This window comes from Pseudomonas sp. KBS0710 (genome assembly GCF_005938045.2).
Classification (GTDB): Bacteria; Pseudomonadota; Gammaproteobacteria; order Pseudomonadales; family Pseudomonadaceae; genus Aquipseudomonas.
The window spans coordinates 6,301,297-6,320,009 of record NZ_VCCF02000001.1 but is presented as its reverse complement, the minus strand read 5'-3'; the positions used below and the strand labels follow the sequence as shown (position 1 = coordinate 6,320,009).

At 62.4% G+C, this 18,713-nt stretch carries 18 protein-coding genes; 3 read left to right on the top strand and 15 right to left on the bottom strand.

Features of this window, described 5'->3' with window-relative positions; genetic code table 11:
- Nucleotides 1-618, bottom strand: a complete 618-nt coding sequence (locus tag FFI16_RS28865; RefSeq protein ID WP_138813487.1) for a hemolysin III family protein — start codon at nt 616-618, stop codon at nt 1-3.
- Nucleotides 619-787: 169 nt separating this feature from the next.
- Between FFI16_RS28865 and FFI16_RS28860 the strand changes: the two genes are divergently transcribed.
- Genes FFI16_RS28860 through FFI16_RS28850 form a run of 3 tightly spaced genes read left to right on the top strand, consistent with a single transcriptional unit; the run spans nt 788 to nt 2,854 of the window.
- Complete coding sequence (locus FFI16_RS28860) at nt 788-1,354, top strand: chromate transporter (protein ID WP_138813486.1); 567 nt, start codon at nt 788-790, stop codon at nt 1,352-1,354.
- Nucleotides 1,354-1,896, top strand: a complete 543-nt coding sequence (locus FFI16_RS28855) for a chromate transporter (RefSeq protein ID WP_138813485.1) — start codon at nt 1,354-1,356, stop codon at nt 1,894-1,896. Before FFI16_RS28860 ends, FFI16_RS28855 begins: the two co-directional genes overlap by 1 nt.
- A 37-nt stretch (nt 1,897-1,933) precedes the next feature.
- Nucleotides 1,934-2,854 carry a LysR substrate-binding domain-containing protein gene (locus FFI16_RS28850; protein ID WP_138813484.1) on the top strand — a complete coding sequence of 307 codons (921 nt, stop codon included), beginning with the start codon at nt 1,934-1,936 and terminating at the stop codon, nt 2,852-2,854.
- A gap of 123 nt (nt 2,855-2,977) precedes the next feature.
- On the opposite strand, the gene madM is transcribed toward FFI16_RS28850, so the two are convergent.
- From madM to FFI16_RS28780, 14 genes are all read right to left on the bottom strand, one after another.
- Entirely contained in the window at nt 2,978-3,742 is a 765-nt protein-coding gene (gene madM / locus FFI16_RS28845) for a malonate transporter subunit MadM (RefSeq protein ID WP_138813483.1), read from the bottom strand.
- Between the two features lies 1 nt (nt 3,743).
- Nucleotides 3,744-4,148, bottom strand: coding sequence for a malonate transporter subunit MadL (gene madL, locus FFI16_RS28840; protein ID WP_138813482.1), 405 nt, complete (start codon nt 4,146-4,148; stop codon nt 3,744-3,746).
- Between the two features lie 67 nt (nt 4,149-4,215).
- Nucleotides 4,216-5,115 carry a malonate decarboxylase subunit epsilon gene (mdcH, locus tag FFI16_RS28835; protein ID WP_138813481.1) on the bottom strand — a complete coding sequence of 300 codons (900 nt, stop codon included), beginning with the start codon at nt 5,113-5,115 and terminating at the stop codon, nt 4,216-4,218.
- Nucleotides 5,112-5,708 (bottom strand): malonate decarboxylase holo-ACP synthase, encoded by a 597-nt coding sequence (locus FFI16_RS28830; protein WP_138813480.1) that lies wholly within the window; start codon nt 5,706-5,708, stop codon nt 5,112-5,114. Before FFI16_RS28830 ends, mdcH begins: the two co-directional genes overlap by 4 nt.
- Nucleotides 5,702-6,472, bottom strand: a complete 771-nt coding sequence (gene mdcE / locus FFI16_RS28825; protein WP_138813479.1) for a biotin-independent malonate decarboxylase subunit gamma — start codon at nt 6,470-6,472, stop codon at nt 5,702-5,704. Before mdcE ends, FFI16_RS28830 begins: the two co-directional genes overlap by 7 nt.
- Nucleotides 6,469-7,311 (bottom strand): biotin-independent malonate decarboxylase subunit beta, encoded by an 843-nt coding sequence (locus tag FFI16_RS28820; RefSeq protein ID WP_138813478.1) that lies wholly within the window; start codon nt 7,309-7,311, stop codon nt 6,469-6,471. Before FFI16_RS28820 ends, mdcE begins: the two co-directional genes overlap by 4 nt.
- Complete coding sequence (locus FFI16_RS28815; RefSeq protein WP_017139433.1) at nt 7,304-7,603, bottom strand: malonate decarboxylase subunit delta; 300 nt, start codon at nt 7,601-7,603, stop codon at nt 7,304-7,306. The genes FFI16_RS28820 and FFI16_RS28815 overlap by 8 nt, the downstream gene beginning before the upstream one ends.
- Nucleotides 7,603-8,436 carry a triphosphoribosyl-dephospho-CoA synthase gene (locus tag FFI16_RS28810; protein ID WP_138813477.1) on the bottom strand — a complete coding sequence of 278 codons (834 nt, stop codon included), beginning with the start codon at nt 8,434-8,436 and terminating at the stop codon, nt 7,603-7,605. The genes FFI16_RS28815 and FFI16_RS28810 overlap by 1 nt, the downstream gene beginning before the upstream one ends.
- Complete coding sequence (gene mdcA / locus FFI16_RS28805; protein ID WP_138813476.1) at nt 8,437-10,107, bottom strand: malonate decarboxylase subunit alpha; 1,671 nt, start codon at nt 10,105-10,107, stop codon at nt 8,437-8,439.
- A gap of 261 nt (nt 10,108-10,368) precedes the next feature.
- The gene (locus FFI16_RS28800; RefSeq protein WP_138813475.1) at nt 10,369-10,797 is read right to left on the bottom strand and encodes a hypothetical protein; all 429 of its coding nucleotides are present in this window, start codon (nt 10,795-10,797) and stop codon (nt 10,369-10,371) included.
- Entirely contained in the window at nt 10,760-11,389 is a 630-nt protein-coding gene (locus FFI16_RS28795; RefSeq protein WP_138813474.1) for a nucleotidyltransferase domain-containing protein, read from the bottom strand. Before FFI16_RS28795 ends, FFI16_RS28800 begins: the two co-directional genes overlap by 38 nt.
- 239 nt (nt 11,390-11,628) lie before the next feature.
- Complete coding sequence (locus FFI16_RS28790; protein WP_138813473.1) at nt 11,629-11,859, bottom strand: DUF6124 family protein; 231 nt, start codon at nt 11,857-11,859, stop codon at nt 11,629-11,631.
- 462 nt (nt 11,860-12,321) lie between these two features.
- The gene (locus FFI16_RS28785; protein ID WP_065912199.1) at nt 12,322-12,777 is read right to left on the bottom strand and encodes a chemotaxis protein CheW; all 456 of its coding nucleotides are present in this window, start codon (nt 12,775-12,777) and stop codon (nt 12,322-12,324) included.
- Complete coding sequence (locus tag FFI16_RS28780) at nt 12,770-18,583, bottom strand: Hpt domain-containing protein (protein ID WP_138813472.1); 5,814 nt, start codon at nt 18,581-18,583, stop codon at nt 12,770-12,772. The genes FFI16_RS28785 and FFI16_RS28780 overlap by 8 nt, the downstream gene beginning before the upstream one ends.
- Between the last annotated feature and the right edge of the window lie 130 nt (nt 18,584-18,713).

The following is an 18,713-nucleotide window of genomic DNA, read 5'->3' as shown; positions in this document are numbered from 1 at the left end:
TCAGAGCACGTAGTGCATGATCGCCACAAAGTGCAGCAAACTGCCGCCAATCACAAACAAATGCCAGATCCCATGGGAATGGCGCAAGCGATCCTCAAGGGCAAAAAAGATGATGCCGACGGTGTACAGCACCCCGCCCGACGCCAGCCACACAAACCCCGCCGTGCCCAGTGCGGCAATCAATGGCTTGACCGCCACCAGCACAATCCAGCCCATCACCGCGTAGATGACAATCGACAGAATCCGCGCCTCAGACCTCGGCTTGATCTCCTGCAAAATGCCGACCACCGCCAGCCCCCACACAATCCCGAACAGCGTCCAACCCCACGGCCCGCGCAGCGTCACCAGGCAAAAGGGGGTGTAGCTGCCGGCAATCAGCAAGTAGATCGAAAAGTGATCGACCTTCTGCATGATCTCTTTTCGTCGCCCCTGCACGCTGTGGTACACGGTGGACGCGCTGTACAGCACCAGCAGGGTAAAGCCATAAATAGCCACACTGACAATCTTCCAGGGGCTGCCGTCCAGGCTCGCCACCACCAACATCCACACTGCGCCGATAAAAGCGGCAACCGCCCCAGCCAAATGGCTCCAGGCGTTGAATCGTTCCCCGTGATACATGTGTCACTCACCTCGAATAACCGTTACCACATGGTTGTGCCAAGTCCATTCTGACGCTACAAGCACTGTTGCAGGTAACACGCATTTCTTCATTTGCCCAACGACCCCGTGCCGATGGATCATTCACTCAAGCCAGCTCCCACATAAAAGCAGCCTACCGGTAATCCCCGTGCCCGAGCTTGAACCCACCGCGCCGCAACCCAGCCTATGGCAACTGTTTTACAACTTCGCCATGGTCGGCCTGTTCGGCTTTGGCGGCGTGATGCCCTGGGCGCGGCAGATGATGGTCGACCGTCGCCGCTGGGTCAGCGAGCAGGGCTTCAATGAGCTGCTGACCACCGGCCAGTTCTTCCCCGGCCCCAATATCGCCAACGTCGGCATCATCTACGGCCGGCGCCTGCATGGTTTGCCGGGTGCGGTTGTGACCGTGTGCGGGCTGTACCTGTTCCCTTCGATAATCACCGTGCTCGCCGGTTTTGCCTATACCAAGTGGTGGACCCTCGACGTGGTGCAGCAGGTCTTCGGCGCCGTGATGCCGATTGCCACCGGGCTGATCCTCGGCACGACCCTGCGCCTGCTCAAGGCCATGCCCAGGACGGTCGCCAACTACGTGGCCTTCCTGCTGACCTTTGTACTGATGGCGATCCTGGTGCTGCCACTGTGGATGGTGCTGCTGATCTGCATCCCCAGCTCGCTGGCACTGGGCTTTATCGACACACGCAAGGTGGCTCGCTGATGCAAGCCACGCTCCTGCACCTGATGCTCCAATGCGCACTGTGGTCGCTGATGTCGATTGGCGGCAACATGGTCGCCATCGGTGACATTCACCGCTACTCCGTCAACGACATGAACTGGGTCAGCGACGCCCAGTTCGTCGCCTTCTTCGCCCTGTCCCAGGCATTGCCCGGCCCCAACGGCATGTTACTGGTGTTTATCGGCCAGCAAGCCGCCGGGCTGCCGGGTGCGCTGGTCGCCTTGCTGGCCAAGCTGGTGCCCTGTTCGGTGCTCACCTACGTGGGCGCCGGCTGGCTGGAAAAACACACAACCACGCCATGGGTTCAGCGGGTCAAGCGCAGCTTGTTGCCGATCTCCATCGGCCTGATCCTGGCCGCCAGCTACATCCTGATGAATAGCCTGGAAAACAACACCACCAGCCTGGTGCTGACCCTGGCCAGCGCCGCCGTGGTGTATTACACGCGGCTCAACGCGATCTGGCTGATCATCCTCGGCGTGGTGCTGGGCTTGTGCAGCGCATGGCTGGGAGTGAACTGGTTTTAGGGGCACAATCGACGGCATTCGAACCCGAGCCACGGCCATGCTGATCGACGAAGAATTCACCCTCAAGAAGCTGGAAATCTTCCTGGCGTTCATGCGCACCGGCAACCTGGCCCGCGCCGCGGCCGAGCTGCAAACCAGCAACGTCAGCGTGCACCGCGCTATTCACTCGCTGGAAAATGCGCTGCGCTGCCCGTTGTTCAAACACGAAGGGCGCAACCTCACCCCGCTGGAAAGCGCCTATGTGCTGGAAGAGCGCGCCCAAAAGCTGGTGGCGGACGTGGTCGACAGCGTGCGCCTGACCCGCGAAGCCGCCGGCTTCTCCGCCGAGCGCTTCAAGCTCGGCTCGCTGTATTCGCTGACGGTCAAAACCGTGCCGCAGCTGATCATGGGCCTGAAAATCAGGCGCAGCGAACTCAACATCGACCTCATTCTGGGCTCCAACTTCGACCTGCTCTACAAGCTCAAGAACATGGAAGTCGACGCGATCCTGATCTCCCTCGACGACCACGCCAACGACCCCGACTGCGAACAGATTGCGCTGTTTTCCGACGACATCTTCCTCGCCACACCGGCCGATTCACCCTTCGACCGCGAGCAGCAAATCGACCTGGCGGATGTGCGCGACGCCACCTTCATCACCCTCACCCAAGGCTTCGCCACCCATCAGGACGGCAACCGGGTGTTCAAGCAGGCGGGGTTCGAGCCGAAAGTGGCGATGCAGGTGAACGACATTTTCACGCTGTTGAGCATGGTCAGTTCAGGTGTGGGTTATGCGTTGCTGCCAGGGCGGATTGCGGCGGTGTATGAGAACCGTGTGAAGCTCATTCCGCTGCAACCGCGGTATCGGTTGCAGCAGCATATTGGCGTGGTGTTTTTGAAGGCCAAGGAGCGTGATCCGAATTTGCTGGCGTTGCTGGCGGAATGTCGGATGTATGCCAACCGCCAGGTTTCAACCTGACAGACCGCTTTCGCGAGCAAGCCCGCTCCCACACTTGACCGCGCTCTAACATGAGAATGTGGTCAAAATGTAGGAGCGGGCTTGCTCGCGAATAGGCCAGAACAATCAACCTGAATGACGGGCTTAACCGACGATCCCACGCACAATGAAGTACAACAGCGAAGGCCCCAGCAAACACCCAAGCCCGGTATGAAACGTGGCCGTCAACGCGCCATACGGCACCAAACGCCGATCCGTCGCCGCCAGCCCCGCCGTCACCCCGCTCACGGTGCCGGCCAAGCCACCAAACACCATCGCCGAACGTGGGTTATCCAGGCCCATCCAGCGCGCCGCCACGGGCGTGCCGACCATCACCAGAATCGCCTTGATCAACCCGGTGGCAATCGACAACGCCATCACATCCGAGGTCGCGCCGATCGCCGCACCGGTTACCGGGCCGACGATGTAAGTCACAGCGCCCGCACCGATGGTGGTCATGCTGATTGCATCGCGATAACCAAACGCCCAGGCCATGCTCGCGCCGACAATAAATGGCAATACGGTGCCGAGCAGCAGCGCAATCACGCCGATTAATCCGGCCTTACGGGCCTCGGTGGCTTGCACTTCAAACGCGGTGGCGACGATGGCGAAGTCACGCAGCATCGCGCCGCCCATCAAGCCGATACCGGAGAACAGCGCCATATCGGCCAAGCCTTTTTGCCCACCGGTCAGGGTGCCGCCGACCCAAGCCAGCACCAGGCCGATCACAATGGCGATTGCCGAGCCATGAATGCGCCCGAACGTCAGGCGCTTGGACAACACCACAGAAATCCACATCACCACGCCCACGAAGGCAAAGGCGGTGACCAGGCTGTTATTTTCCAACCCTTTCTGAATAAGAGGCCACATATCAGCGACCTCCCGCAGGCACAATCAGCGGCTCTTCGGCGGGCAATGGTTCGCCCTTGTGCGTGCGACTGATCAGCGCGATGGTGCACCCGCAGACCACCACGGAGCCAATCGCGGCCAGTACTGCAACCGGGCCGCCGTGCAGGGCGGTGACCACGTTTTGTTGCGCCGCCATCGCCACCACCACCGGGATGTACATGGCGCCCCAGAAGCCCACGCCCATTTCGCAATCCTTGGTCATGCCGCCGCGTTTTTGCATCCATAAGCGTGCGCAGATCAGCAGGATCATCGCGATGCCTACCCCGCCCACGTTGGATTTTACCCCGAGCAACACGCCAAGCATGTCGCCCAGGATCACGCCCGCCAGCATGCAGATCGCCAGCAATGCCACACCGTAGATAATCATCGTTGTAGTCCTCAAAGTGCTTCATCGAAATTGTTGTTTTTGTGCTTCGAAAGCCTTGGGTGGTGCTTTATCGGTGGCGGCGCTCCTCCTCTTGCAGCAGGGCCTGCAAGGTGTCCAGCCGTGCGCCTTCATAGGCGATTACGCTGCCTTGCTCAAAGACACGCCGGGACAGGCCGGTGAGTACCGCGCCAGGTGGCAGTTCGATTTGCAGGCGCACGCCGCGCTCGTAGGCGCTTTGCACGGTGCCACGCCAGTCGACGATGCGGCACATGTTGAAAGCCAGGTCGTCGCGCAGTTGCTCGGGGTTGTGGATAGGCCGCGCGCGGGTGCTGCTCAGGTAGGTGATGCGCGGCGCCTTGAGCGTTACAAACGCCTGCGCCAGCGCCTCGGCGGGATCGTTCAGCAGCACGCAATGGGACGGCACGCTCACGGCCAGGCGCTTGGCCACGCCATTGCCTTTGATGCGTTGCGCGACACGCTGCATGGCTTCGTCACTGCCGGCGACGACGGTCTGGTTGTCGGCGTTGATGTTGGCCAGGTACACCGGCGTTTCCAAGCTATGGATTTCAGCCAGCAGCGTTTCGACTGTGGATAACTGCGGGCCGATGATCGCGGTCATGCCAAAGCCTTGTGGATAAGCGTTTTGCATCAGCTCGCCGCGCAGGCTTACCAGCCTTACCGCATCGGCAAATTCCAGCGCACCGGCGATGACGGCGGCCGGGTAGGCGCCGATGGACAGGCCCGCCACGTAATCAGGCGTGTGTTGCAATTGGCGGGCGTGGGCCACGCCGGTGATCAACAGGCAGAGTTGCACGGCGCGTGTGTTGGCCAGGGCTTGGGCTGAATCGAGCAGGCTTACGTCTTCGCCCAATGCATCACTGGCTTCTTCCAGGACCTGAGCAGGCAACGCTTGGAGCATGCCCGCGCGTTGGGCACCCTGCCCCGGAAATACCAGCAGGCTGCTCATGCCACAGCCTGCCAAGGGTCGATTACCAGGTGCGCGCCATGGGTGGTTTTAAGCAGCACCCGGCGTGATTCGCCTGCCCACTCACGCAAGGCGACAGCGCCGAACGGGGTTTGCAGTTGCAGGTCGACGGCGCATTCCGCCGATTCCAACAGCGCCAGCAGATCGCGTGCGGCGTTGCGCTCAAGTGGCTCAGGTGTGCGCAGCATCAAATCCAGATCACTTTGGGCATGCAGTGCTTCAATGCCGCTGGCCAGCTCGAAACCTGCACTGCCGGTGACGCCCCAGTCTTGCTGCGCCAGCACCGGGCGCAGTTGATCGAGCGCGCGTAACGCCGGTAAATCCCGTGGTGAAACCGCGCTGCGCAAATCTTGCGGCACCACACGTCGTTGCACGGCCACGAGCGGCATCACCGCTGCAAACCGCTGCTCACGCAAACGCCCGCGTACGCCGACGGCCACGTAACCCGGCCCGGCCAGGGCGCGACGCACCACCACCGGGTGACCGGCGCTGAGCGCATCGCGCACCCAGGCTGGTGCGTCAGCGGGCAGATGCGCCGGGGTCATGCCCCAGAGCAAGTCGTGGGCGTTCACCATTGCTCCCGCAGCAGTTGGCGTACATGGCTTGAGGCGGCGCGATTGCTCGCACCCAGGCGCCCTTTCAGATCCGGGCTGTGGATATCTTCAATGGCCTGCAATAGGCAATCGCTGACCTGCGCCACATCGTCCGCCGTAGGCTGCTCAATCTGGCTGACCTCCAGGGTTTTCCAGAGCAAACCGAGGCTGGCATAGCTGTCGATGTCATAGGCCATGGGCGGCACGCTGGCCGCCAAGGCTTCGAGTTCTTCCACACTGCGCAAGGTCACCCGCGCCGCCGACGCCTTGCCCATGGCGTGTACCATCACGCCAGGGTCACGCAGGGCAATCAGACGGTTGGCCTGATAGCCGTGAGCGAGAAACGCACCGGACATGGCTTTGCCCACCAGCAGCGCAATCACCGGGTGCCCGGCCAGGCGGGCGCGGGCGTAGCTGTCGGCGGCGGCGGCCAGTGCTTGATGGATGCCGAGGGCTTCTTCGCGACGGCCATAAGCCTGGCTCGGCACATCGACGATGGCGATGATGGGGCGTTTGTCGCCCTTCTCGATGGCCTCGTCGACAGCCTTGGCAAGGCCCCAGCCCTCCAGTAAACCGACTTCGCCGTTGCGTGCGCGCGGGAAACGGTTTTGCGCGTCGGTGACCACGGCAATAAAGCGCACGGCCTGTTCACCCAATACGCCGTCAGCGACTTTCAAAGAGTCCGGCAACCCTTCGACAGGCGTTGCACCGGTGCTCAATGCGTTGAACCACTGCAAGCCTCTCATGGGCGTTCTCCTTGATACAGGTCGCGCACCGTCGCGGGGTCTATTTGCGGCGTTGCGTCCAGCTCAGTGAGGCGTGCCAGGTAGAAATCGATCTGACGGCTGCGCTGCTGCTCGGGCAAACCCTGTTGCAGCAAGGTGCTGACGGTCTGCTGGATCTGCGCCACATCGTCCGCCACATAACGGTCGGCCAGGCCGCTGTTAAAACGCTGCTCGCCGCCGGTAAGGCTCCAGATAAACGGCCGGTCGCGGGAGTCGTACTCTTCCAGGCCCGCTTCCTGCTCGATCACTTGTGGGCCATTCAAGCCCAGGCGTGCTTCGCGGGTGACCACCAGGTAACTGCACAACCCGGCGGCGATGGACATGCCACCAAAACAACCAACGCTGCCCGCCACCACGCCGACGACCGGCTGGTACTGGCGCAGGTCGACAATCGCCGCGTGGATATCGGCAATCGCGGCCAAACCGAGGTTGGCCTCCTGCAAGCGTACGCCGCCGGTTTCCAGCAGCAGCACGGCACGGGTCGGAACACCTTTGCGGTTGTCTTCAGCCGCCAGTTCGAGGGCACCGGCAATTTTTGCGCCGCCCACTTCACCAAGGCTGCCACCCTGGAAGTTGCCCTCAATTGCAGCAATCACCACCGGTAACCCGGCGATGCTGCCCTTGGCGATCACCACGCCGTCATCCGCTTGCGGCACCACGCCTTGGCGGCTGAGCCACGGCGACATGACGCGTTGGAACGGGTCGATCAGTTCGCGGTAAGTGCCGTTATCCAGCAACGCCTTGGCCCGCTGCCGCGCGCCGAGTTCGACGAAGCTGTGCTTGTTGAGCAAGTCAGTCATGGCCGATCTCCTCGAAACCCTGTTCCAGGCGCAATCGCACCACGCCGGGGGTGGCGCCGAAGTCGTGGATATCAATCTTCAAGGCCGGTGGCGTCTGCTCTTGGAAGATCCGTTCGAACAGGTGCTGCCAGCGTTGCTCGGCGCCATTCACCGAGGTCTGCACCTGAATGGTCAGCGTGCCGGGCGTGCCCGGTTCCAGCAGTACTTCCAAGTCGCCGGAGCCGACGCAACCCACCAGCGCACGGCCTTTGGGCGGCTGCCCGGCGGGGAATTCAAAGGATAAGGTTTCCATCACAACGCTCCGTCGAGGCGGTCGATAAACAGGCAGGCGGCCAACAGGTCGGCGGCGCCGCCGGGGGAGGCATTCAGGGCCAGGAGTTGCTGGTCGAGGTCGTGCAGTTGGCGGCGCCCGGCGAGGCTTGCGCTGCCGCCAGCGTCCAGCACCGCCCGGGCGCCGCGCTGCATGGAGAGCAGGCCTTCGGTGCCGGCGCGGTAGAGCACGCAGGTGTCGGCCAGGTCGGTCATGATCGCGAGCAAGGCATCCAGGCGCGCATTCTGTTCGCCGGCGTTTTGCCGGCGGCTTTTGTGCAATTGCGGCAGGCCGCGTTGCACCACGGACGGAAAGCCCAATTGCGCTTCTTCACGGGCACCGCGTGCGCCGTAGCGCTGCGCGACTTGCGCACCGTGGCTCAGCGGTTGTGGGGCGTAGCGGTCGTTGAGCAGGGCCAGTTTGGCAGCGGTGAGCGTGATCGCGCGTGGTGCCAGAGCCGCTGCGGCAGTGAGCAAACCAAGTGCCCAGATCGCGCCGCGATGGGTGTTCACGCCGTTGGTGGTGGCGAGCATGGCTTGCTCACCTTCGCGACCAATACGCCCAAGGGCTTCGCGCAAGGGCAAGCCGACTTCACCAAACTCAAGCGCCGCCTCGGCCATTTCCTTGAACATCGGCCACAACGACAGCGCCGAGGCGTGCATCAGGCCCAGGTGCAAATCGCTGTGGGCGCCATTGCCGCGACGGTCTACCAATGCGGGTTTGGGCGACAGGTCAGCCTCATCAATCAAGGCATCCACAGCCATATCCGCCAGGCGATCGGCGAGGCTCAGTTCATGCAGTTTGAGGGCGCGCATTTACCAGCTCCTGAACTTGGCGGGCGGGTTGTACAAGCCACCGGACCAGTCCATCAGGTCGGCTACGCTCTTGGCGGCCAACAGCTCGCGGGTGGCGTCGGTGCGACGAATCCCCAGGTCTTCGGGCAAGGCGATCAAGCCTTCGCGGCGCATGCGCGCGGTGTCCTTGGGGTTGTGGCGCATACCGATGGCGGTCACGCCTGCAACGGCGGCGATCATCGCCTGGCGCTCTTCCAGCGAGCGCGCCTTATACAAATAGGCGATGCCTTCTTCGGTAAGCAGGTGAGTCACGTCGTCGCCGTAGATCATGATCGGCGCCAACGGCATGCCGCTTTTGCGCGCGACTTCCACGGCGTCGAGGGTTTCGACGAAGGTCGGTTTGCCGCCTTCCTGGAAGGTCTCGACCATTTGCACCACGAGCTTTTTGCCGCGCTCGAGCAAGGCTTCCGGCGCGTCGTCGTGGCGCATATCCAGCCAGGCAGGTGTGCCGTGGCGGCGGCCACGTGGGTCGTGGCCCATATTCGGCGCGCCGCCGAAACCGGCGAGACGGCCACGGGTCACGGTGCTGGAATGTCCATCACCATCCACTTGCAGGGTGGCGCCGATAAACAGGTCCACCGCGTATTGGCCGGCCAGTTGGCAGAACATCCGATTGGAGCGCATCGAGCCGTCACGGCCGGTAAAGAACACATCCGGGCGTGCGGCGATGTAGTTCTCCATGCCGAGTTCGGTACCGAAGCAATGCACGCTTTCCACCCAGCCGCTTTCAATCGCGGGAATCAGCGTGGGGTGCGGGTTGAGGGTCCAGTTGCGGCAGATTTTGCCCTTCAGGCCCAGGGACTCGCCGTAGGTCGGCAGGATCAACTCAATGGCGGCCGTGTTGAAACCGATGCCGTGGTTGAGCGACTGCACATTGTGTTTTTCGTAGATGCCACGGATCGCCATCATCGCCATCAGCACATGCACCGGCTTGATATGACGCGGGTCGCGGGTAAACAGCGGTTCGATGTAGAACGGCTTGTCGGCCACCACCACAAAATCCACCCAGCTGGCCGGGATGTCGACGCGGGGCAAATCAGTCACGTCATCGACCAACTGGTTGACCTGCACGATCACGATGCCATCGCTGAACGCAGCGGGTTCAATCAGCGCCGGCGTGTCTTCGGTGCTGGCGCCGGTGTAGATGTTACCGGCGCGGTCGGCCATGAAACCGGCGGACAGCACCACGTTGGGAATCAGGTCCACCACCAGCCGTGCGTAGAGTTCGATGTAGGTGTGGATCGCGCCGATTTCCAGCAGGCCGTCTTCGAGCAACTGGCTGATGCGCAGGGATTGGGTGCCGGCAAAGGAGAAATCCAGCTTGCGCGCGATGCCCTTTTCAAACAGGTCCAGGTGCTCGGAACGGCCGACACTGGGCATGATCATGTGCAAATCGTGGAGCTTGGCCGGGTCGGCCTTGGCCAGTGAGCGCGAGAGGAAATCGGCCTGCTTCTGGTTATTGCCCTCCAGCACCACCCGGTCGCCGGGCAGGATCAGTGCTTCCAGCGCCTCAATGATTTTGTCACTGGGCAACACCGCCCCGTCTGCGTACTTTTTGACCAGCCCGAGGCGCCGCTGCTTCTCGTCGCGCCGCCGCGTCCAGCGCGAATCGGGGGTGATGGTTGTTGTCATGGTCGCTCCACGGGGTTTGCTGTCGTGGGCTGTACCTTAGGAGTGAAAGTGGGGGGCATCAATCAAGCCCGGCGGCGGATCGTTACGGTTGGAGTAACGGATCCTCAGTAAAACACTGAGTTAGCGCCGAATGAAGATGTAAATGTGGGAGCGGGCTTGCTCGCGAATGCAGGGTGTCAGGTGGTACATCTCTAACTGACCCACCGCATTCGCGAGCAAGCCCGCTCCCACATGTGTTCGTTGGTGTTCAGGGGGATCACATCACCGCCACCAGTGGTCAGCCAGCACTTCTTCCACTTTGCCCAGCAGCATCGTCGCGCCTACCATCAACTGCCCAAGCAACGCCTCATCCATATACCCTTCATACTCCGCCAGGTTGCGACGCTCATGACACAGCGCCAATAACCTCACCTGCACCTTATTGGCGTCGACGGTGTGAATGAAGCATTGAAAGACCAAATAGCGTTTGTCGGAGCGATACCCGCACAGGCGCAGAGCCGTGAGCGCGATAGCGTGGGCGGCGTTGTACGCCAAGTCGAAACGACTGGCGAAGGCTAACTGCGGGTTACCTGCATCCCTCAACCGATCCCGCGCCGAGCGCATCAGCCCATCACACTCTTTGCGATCCGGCGGCTCAGCCTTCAAGCCAACGCTACGTTGCAGGTTCTCCAGGTTTGCCTTGCTGTCCATCCATGGACTCCTGAGGGTTGTCCCCCATCAGATTGATCTTGTCCTGCTGCACGACCCGCTGCACAAAACTGTTCCCGGCATTCCATTTGCTGGTCCAGTCTTCAGGGGTGTAAAGCGTCGGGTTGATGGTACGGCCCAACTGTTCTTCCAGCGGCATGAGCTGCTCCATGACTTCACTGTAGTTGAGGCTCTGGCCGATCAGCATAAGATCTATGTCACTGGATGAGTGCGCCTCGCCCTTGGCGATGGAGCCGTAGATAAAGGCCCAGGTTATCTGCTTGGCGAACGGTGCCAATGCATTGCGCAAGGGTTCGTCCAGGCTCAGGGTTTTGCGCACGATGGCCAACAACTCCGAGTAAATTGGGCATTGGGGGTTGGCTTGATAGTGGGTCTGATTGCCTTGGCGCGTCATGCTCAAAATGCCCGCCAGCTGCAAACGCTCCAGCTCGCGGGTGAGGCTGCCTTTGCCCACTTGAGCCGCGCGTGCGATTTCATTGGTGTAGAAACTTTGATCGGGCTTGCCGAAGAGCAGGCCCAGCACTTTTTGCTGGGTGTTGGTGAAGAGTGCAGTGCTGAGCGGCAAGGTTTGCATGGCAGAGGCCAAAGAGTCCCAAAAAGGGAACGATAGGTCCCTTTTTGGGAACGATCAAGTCATCCACGACCTGCGGCTACTTTCAGGCTGCCGCACAGAGCCCCTGTGGGAGCTGGCTTGCCTGCGATGGCGGTGGTTCAGCTATGAAGTTGTGGGCTGACAGTCCGCTATCGCAGGCAAGCCAGCTCCCACATTTGCTCAGGGGTGCTTATTAGATAGCGGTCCCTTTTTGGGAACGCTTAGGCGGGGCTGACTTGTTCCAGTGCTCTGTCGACCAACAGCTGACTCAGCTCTGCCATTTGCTGAATCGCCAACATGCTCGCGCGCTGGGCGGGGTCCAGGTCGAAGGCAAGGTTGCAGGTCAGTACGTTGAGAGAGCACAGGGTTTCGCTGGCGTTGGCCAGTAGCGCTTCGGTGTTTTGGTGGGGGTTTACGGTGAAGAGGGGCGGATTAGGGGTAGGTTTAATCATGATGAAGCTCCTAAACAGTTAGTAAGGAGCGCCACCGTTCGCTTGCACGCGAATGAGGGTGGCGACCGTGCGCAGGTGTGCAAGACCGGGCCTGTTTAGGACACCCAGCAGGTCCGAAGACCTCCTGCGCGCAGCCGCCATAAAGCAGCGAGCACAAAAAACGCCCGTGGTTGGCTGGGCGTTTGTACGCCTAAACAGTTTCGTCGGACTTGCACGTCCGTGTCACCGTTTTTCGATGACGGGACGAAGACTAGCCGCCATGACTACCCACAACAAGTTCATGCACAGCTCGAAATCTTGCAGGAAAATTCCGAAGGCTGGGCACAACGCTCACGGCAAAAACGCTTCCTGTGGCGAGCGGGCTTGCCTGCGATGGCGGTGGGTCTGCTATTGATGCGGTGACTGACAAGCCGCTATCGCAGGCAAGCCAGCTCCCACATTGGAACTTCACAAGGCTTGGGTTCACGCCAGGCCGGACTCGACCAACAGCGCTTCAAGCCCCATCAAATCCGGCACCTTCGCCACGTGTTCGCCCACCTGCACCGCCGCAAGCTCCAGCGGGCACAGTGGCACGTCTACGTAGCTCAATTCGCTGTCGAGCTTGTACGAGCGGGGAATGCCCTGGATCACCAGCGCAATAAACTTCAATGTCGGCCGCCCGCCCAGCGCGTTCAGCACCACGATGCGCGATCGCTCGGCGGTCAGGATTGCTTCGCCGCACACCGCTTCAAAGCTGATCAGGGGTATTTGCCGGTCGCGCCAGGTCACTTGCCGCAGGTACCACGGCGGCGCATCGCTGGCCGGTTCGCCGCGCTGGAAGTCGATCAGCTCGGCCACGGCCACATTGGGTAGCACCAAGTGGCGGTCGGCCAAGGGCAACAACAGGCCGGTGAGTTGGCTGGTGCGGTGGTCAAGCATGGGACTTGCTCCAGTAGGCGATGCTTTCCAGCAGCACCGACTCCTGGTACGGCTTGCCGAGGTAGTCGTTGACGCCGATGGCCATGGCGCGGTCGCGGTGTTTTTGGCCGGTGCGCGAGGTGATCATGATAATCGGCAGGCGCATCAGCCGTGGGTCGTTGCGCACCTGGATCGCCACTTCGAAGCCGTCCATGCGCGGCATTTCGATGTCGAGCAGCATCAGGTCCGGGGTGTGTTCTTCGAGTACGGCGATGGCGTCGATGCCGTCTTTGGCGGTGAGCACGTTCATGCCGTTGCGCTCCAACAGGCGGCTGGTGACTTTGCGCACGGTGACCGAATCGTCCACCACCAGCACCAGCAGCGGGCGTTTTTTCAGCGGGTCGTTGAGGATCAGCGGCGCATCGACCGCTTGGGCCGGCAAGGCCGGTTGGCGGGCGCGGATGTGCGCGAGCAAATCGATGATCAGCACCACGCGGCCATCACCGAGGATGGTCGCGCCGGACAAACCCTGCACGCCCGCAAACTGCGGCCCCAGGCCCTTGACCACAATCTCCCGCGTACCCGCCATGGCATCCACATGCACCGCCACGCGCCGCTCGTTGCATTGCACCAGCAGCACCGGCACGGGCTGGTATTGGCCGAGCAATTTGGGGCGGCTGACGGTATGCAGCAGGTCGCCCAGGTAGAACAACTCATAACGCTGGCCGCCGTATTCATAACGCGGCGGGTCTTGCTGATAGTGCCCGGCCAGCTCGTGGGGCAGCACACGCACCAGGCCTTCGATGGTGTTGAGCGGGATCGCATATTGATCGTCCGCGCACTGCACCATCAGCGCGCGGTTGACCGACACGGTAAATGGCAGGCGAATGCGAAAGTGCACGCCCGCGCCGGGCGTGGAGTCAATCACCATCGAGCCGCCAAGCTGGCGCACTTCTTCGTGCACCACGTCCATGCCTACGCCGCGCCCGGAAATCTGCGTGATCTTTTCCGCCGTCGAGAAGCCCGGCTGCAGGATGAACTGCAGCACGTCGCGGTCGCTGATCTCTTGATTAGGGTCGAGCAGGCCGCGCTTGATCGCCTTGCGCCGCACTGCGTCCAGCGGCACGCCGGCGCCGTCGTCACGCATGTCGAAGACGATATCGCCGCCTTCGTGGGTCAGGTCCAAGGTGATACGACCCTTCTCCGGCTTGCCCGCCAGCACACGGGCTTCGCGGGACTCCAGGCCATGGTCGACGGCGTTGCGCAGCATGTGTTCCAGCGGCGCGACCATGCGTTCCAGCACGTTGCGGTCCATCTCGCCTTCGGCATTGCCGACCACGAACTCCACGTCCTTGCCCAACTCCTCCGCCACCTGCCGCACGATGCGCTTGAGGCGCGGCAGCATGCGTTCAAACGGCACCATGCGCGTGCGCATCAAGCCTTCTTGCAACTCGGTGTTGATGCGCGCCTGTTGCTGCAACAGGTTGTGGGCATCCTGGTTGCGGCGGTCGAGGGTTTCCTTGAGGTCCAGCAGGTCGGAAGCGGACTCGGACAGCGCACGGGACAGTTGCTGCAACTGCGAATGGCGGTCCATTTCCAGCGGGTCAAATTCTTCATAGCCCAGGCGCTCGGCCTCGGCTTGCTGGCGGCTGAGGATACGGCCCTGGGTTTCGCTGTCGAGGCGGCGCAATTGGTCGCGCATGCGCTCGATGGTGGTTTCGACCTCGTTGAGGGCGGTGCGCGCATCGTTGACCTGCTGCTCGATACGCCCCCGGAAGATCGAGGTTTCACCGGCCAGGTTGACCAGATCATCGAGCAAATCGGCGGAGATTTTCACCATGTCCGCAGCCGGATCGACAGCCGCTTCGGCCTTGCCGGCGGGCAGTGCGACCGGCGCCAGCGGCTCATCACTTGGGTGTACCAGGCTTTTGATCCGCTCGATCAGCTTGTCCACCGAGCCCACCGGCAAACCGTCCGCCACGGCATCGATCATCTGCGCCAGGCGGTCGTGGCAACCTTGCAGCAGCGAAAACAGCTCCGGCGACGGCGCGAGCAAACCGGCCGACAACCCTTCGTAGAGAAACTCCAGCTCATGGGCCAGATCGCCAATCGGCCCGATCTCGACCATGCGCGCGCCGCCCTTGAGGGTGTGCAGGTCGCGCAGCAGGGTTTCCACTTCCTGACGATTGTTCGGCTCCGCCTGCCAACGCACCAGCGCGCTGCCGGAGCTGTCGAGAATATCGGCGGCTTCTTCGAGGAAAATTTCCAGCAACTCGGGGTCGGCCGTCGCCACTTCGGGGGCTGTGGCCGCGGCCGTGGGCGTGCTGCTGTGGCGCAACTCGCGCAGTTGCGCGATCAAGTCGCTGGAGTCGCTCAGGGGTTGCTGGTCTTGCAGTTGATCGAGCTGCAAGGCCAGCCGCTCGTGACTGGCCATCAACACTTGGGACAACTCGGTGGAGTAGCTGTAACGGCGGTCCACCAAGCCTTCGTAGAGGCCTTCCAGCTCGTGGGCGAGGTCGCCGACCGGGCCGATTTCAGCCATGCGCGCGCCACCCTTGAGGGTGTGCAAGTCTCGCTGCAATGAAGACAACGGCGCAGCGCTGTCGGGCTCCAGCAGCCAACGCTTGAGCGACTGGCCGGCGCTGTCGAGGATATCCACGGCTTCTTCGAGGAAGATCTCGACGATCTCATCGTCCATCGCCGTGTCCTGGCTCAACTGCGCCGTGGCCGCGCCCAGTTCAGCGATGCTGAGGGTACGGCTGCCATCGCTTTTGATCAGGCCGGTGGCCGACGGGTCGAGGGCTTCATCGAGCAATTCGCGCAGCGCCTGCACCCGCGTCGGCGCCGGGCTGATTTCCTGCCCCGCTGCCAACTGGTCGAGCATGTTGATCAGCGCGTCATGGGCCTGTTCGGCCTCGTGGAAAAACGTCTCGCTGACCGCCAGGCTGCTCTCCTCCACCGCACCGTAGAGGTCAAGCAAGGCTTCGCAGAGTTCGTCGATGCTGTGCAGGTCGGCGATATGCGCGCCCTCGCCCAAGGTGGTCAACTCGTCCAGCAGTGCCGTGAGTTCCTGACGTTCGCCGGGGTGCTGCTGCCAGCGGCGCAACAGGCTTTCGGCGTCGAGCAGGATGTCCATGCCTTGGGCCAGGAAATTGGCGATCAACTGCGGGTCACGCTTGATGCGCAGGCCCGTATTCGGCGCATCGAGCAAGGCTTGCAGTTGTTGGTCGAGCAGGCTTTGGGTGCGGCTGATCAGGTTCGGCGCGCCTTTGATCGGCACCAGCGGGTCGCTGTGCAGTTGGTGCAGGCCGCGCTGGAACAAGCCTTCGGCTTCCAGCAGCAGCTCCACTTCGTCCAGGTCCAGCGGCAGGCGGTGGGCCTTGTACTCGCGAGTCAGGTGATCCAGCGGCCGCGCCAGTTCGGCAATCGGCAGTACACCGGCCATGTAGGCACTGCCTTTGAGGGTGTGCAGGGCGCGTTGCAGCTCATCGCTGACTTGCAGCGGCACATGCTCGGCGGCCTGTTGCAGGAAGTGGTTGATGCTCTCCAGATGGCTCTGGGCTTCGTTGCGGAAGATCTCCAGCAGCATCGGGTCGTGGGGCTCGGCTGTTGCAGTGCCACTAGCCAGGGCATGGGCACGGGCGGCCAGGGCGTCGACTTCATTGCGCTGGTGTTGGTCATCGGTGGCGAAGTCGGCGATCAGTTCGGGCAGCAGGGCCACCGCTTCATCCAGCACGTGTTGCACGTCGGGGCCGAGGGCCACGCTGCGTTCGAGCACGCGATTGAGCAGGTTCTCCACGGCCCAGGCCAGCTCGGCCAACACCAGCGCGCGGACCATACGGCCGCTGCCTTTGAGCGTATGAAAAGCCCGGCGCATTTCGCCCTGGGCGGTTTTGTCGGCGCTGTTGGGCAGGTTGCGGTGCAGCACGTCGAGGACTTCGTCGGTCTCTTCGAGGAAGACTTCGCGCAGCTCATCGTCGATGGGTTCTTCATCGGCCGGCGGCGGCAGCAAACTGCCGGGACGGTGCAGCGCCGGTGGGTTCAGGCGCGTGATCGGGCTGGCCAAGGCATCGAACTGGGACTGGCTCGGTGTGCTTTCGGCCGACAATGCGCCATCCGGCGCAACCAGCGCCTGACGCCAGGGTTTTTCGGCGGGCAGGTAACCGAGCGCGGCCAAGCCTTGGGTCGCCAGTTCCAGCACGCGCTCGCCCGCGGCGTCAGGGTCTTGGAGCATACGTTCGAGGTAGTACTCCAGGCTGCTGATCACCTCGGCAAAATGCGCCAACTGCGCCTGGGTCGGCGGCGCGTCGTTGACCATCAGCTGTTCATCGACGTAGTCGGTGCAACCCCGCATCAGGCTCGCTGCGCGTGGCAGTGGAATCATCGCCAAGGCGCCGCGCACCTGGCTGAGCAGCTCCGGCAGGGATTCCAGGCGTTGGCGGTCCCAGTCGGCTTCGATGCAGTCGATCACCAGTTCTTTGGCTTGGCGCAGGCACTGGCAGGATTCGCGGATCACCAGTTGATGAATCTGCGTCAGGTCGGTGGTGGGCAAGCGGCTTTCTTCGCGGCTTTCCGGTTCGACCGTGCCGACCATGCCCGCCAGCGTGGCCTCGACGTAGAGCAAGGCGCCGGCGACGTCCATCAGTACCGCGTCGTTGGGTTCGCGGTGACCTTGCACCAGGCTCAACACTACGGCGAGCTGGTCAATGATCACCTTGCGCGGCTGACCGAAGCCCAGCACTGCCAAGGTATCGGCGATCTGCCGCAATGGCGCCAGCAGCGCATCCAGGTCGTCGGTGTGTTGACGGTCGCTGCGCACGAACAAGTCGAGGCGCTCCTTGACCCGCACCAACTCCTCACACAATGCGCCGAGTACCGAGCCCATGGCATTGCGATCCGGCCCGGCCAGGCGCGCTCGTTCGGCGTCGACCACGGCACTGTCGGGCAAGGCTTCATCCAGGCCATAGCGCTCCTTGAGGCTTTGCATGCGCGGCGTCGGCCGGGTGACCTTGGCCACATAAAACAGCAGGCTCTTGAGCAGTTCGTCGGGCGCAGGTTGGTTGATACCGCCGATGCCCTGGGCCAGCAGACGCTTGAGTTGCTTGTCGCTGGCTTTGAGCAGGCTGCGCAGCGCCGGGCTGTTGGCGATCACGCCAGTGAGCATGCCTTCGACCAGCGCCGAGGTGACTTGCCACAACGGCAACAGCGGCGCGCCCTGGCACAGCGCTTCGAGGCGCGCGAACACCCGCGCCATGTCTTCCAGGTTGCTCGGGCCATGGTCTTCACGCAGCAGACCAGCCAAGGCTTGTTGCAGCAGTTGGTGCCACTGGCGCAATTGCTCGTGCAGTTCTGGCACTGCGCGCTGGGCCAGGGCTTCGTCGGGCAACGCTGCAATCGACAAGAGCTGTGGGCTGAACAGGCTGGTTTCCGACAACAGGCTTTCACCGCGCGCGCTGCGCAGGTCGTTGAGCAGCGGCAACACCACCAGCGGCAGGTCGCGGCGGGCGCTGTGTACGCGGTCCAGGTACAAGGGCAATTGGCTGAGGGCCTGTTGCAGCAGGCGGATGCTTTCATCGCGCTGGCTGACGCGTTCGGCTTGCAGGGCCAGGGTCAGTTCTTCGATCTCTTCGGCGAGCAGGGCTGCGCCGTAGAACTCGACCATTTGCAGCGCGCCATGCACTTGGTGGATGGCGGCCAGGCACTCGGCGATGGCGTCGCTGTCGTGGGTTTCGACAAACGCATCCAGCGCCGAACGGGCCTGTTTCAGGGTTTCGGCAATGTCGCCCTTGACCCATTCGAGGGCCACGTAGTCGTGCCGATCAACCATAACTGCTCCGCTTAGAATTTATGAGTTGCTGGTGTTGCCAAGAACAATGGAGATCACCTGTGGGAGCGGGCTTGCTCGCGAAGACGGCGAATCAGTCGATACATGTGTTAACTGATACACCGCATTCGCG

Excerpts from the sequence above, each read along its gene's own strand:
- FFI16_RS28795 (WP_138813474.1), bottom strand. The coding sequence starts at position 11,389 with ATGCAAACCTTGCCGCTCAGCACTGCACTCTTCACCAACACCCAGCAA.
- mdcE (WP_138813479.1), bottom strand. The coding sequence starts at position 6,472 with ATGAGAGGCTTGCAGTGGTTCAACGCATTGAGCACCGGTGCAACGCCT.
- FFI16_RS28785 (WP_065912199.1), bottom strand. The coding sequence starts at position 12,777 with ATGCTTGACCACCGCACCAGCCAACTCACCGGCCTGTTGTTGCCCTTG.
- FFI16_RS28820 (WP_138813478.1), bottom strand. The coding sequence starts at position 7,311 with ATGACTGACTTGCTCAACAAGCACAGCTTCGTCGAACTCGGCGCGCGG.
- madL (WP_138813482.1), bottom strand. The coding sequence starts at position 4,148 with ATGATTATCTACGGTGTGGCATTGCTGGCGATCTGCATGCTGGCGGGC.
- FFI16_RS28800 (WP_138813475.1), bottom strand. The coding sequence starts at position 10,797 with ATGGACAGCAAGGCAAACCTGGAGAACCTGCAACGTAGCGTTGGCTTG.
- FFI16_RS28810 (WP_138813477.1), bottom strand. The coding sequence starts at position 8,436 with ATGCGCGCCCTCAAACTGCATGAACTGAGCCTCGCCGATCGCCTGGCG.
- FFI16_RS28790 (WP_138813473.1), bottom strand. The coding sequence starts at position 11,859 with ATGATTAAACCTACCCCTAATCCGCCCCTCTTCACCGTAAACCCCCAC.
- FFI16_RS28830 (WP_138813480.1), bottom strand. The coding sequence starts at position 5,708 with ATGGTGAACGCCCACGACTTGCTCTGGGGCATGACCCCGGCGCATCTG.
- FFI16_RS28815 (WP_017139433.1), bottom strand. The coding sequence starts at position 7,603 with ATGGAAACCTTATCCTTTGAATTCCCCGCCGGGCAGCCGCCCAAAGGC.
- FFI16_RS28855 (WP_138813485.1), top strand. The coding sequence starts at position 1,354 with ATGCAAGCCACGCTCCTGCACCTGATGCTCCAATGCGCACTGTGGTCG.
- mdcA (WP_138813476.1), bottom strand. The coding sequence starts at position 10,107 with ATGACAACAACCATCACCCCCGATTCGCGCTGGACGCGGCGGCGCGAC.
- FFI16_RS28780 (WP_138813472.1), bottom strand. The coding sequence starts at position 18,583 with ATGGTTGATCGGCACGACTACGTGGCCCTCGAATGGGTCAAGGGCGAC.
- FFI16_RS28865 (WP_138813487.1), bottom strand. The coding sequence starts at position 618 with ATGTATCACGGGGAACGATTCAACGCCTGGAGCCATTTGGCTGGGGCG.
- madM (WP_138813483.1), bottom strand. The coding sequence starts at position 3,742 with ATGTGGCCTCTTATTCAGAAAGGGTTGGAAAATAACAGCCTGGTCACC.
- FFI16_RS28850 (WP_138813484.1), top strand. The coding sequence starts at position 1,934 with ATGCTGATCGACGAAGAATTCACCCTCAAGAAGCTGGAAATCTTCCTG.
- mdcH (WP_138813481.1), bottom strand. The coding sequence starts at position 5,115 with ATGAGCAGCCTGCTGGTATTTCCGGGGCAGGGTGCCCAACGCGCGGGC.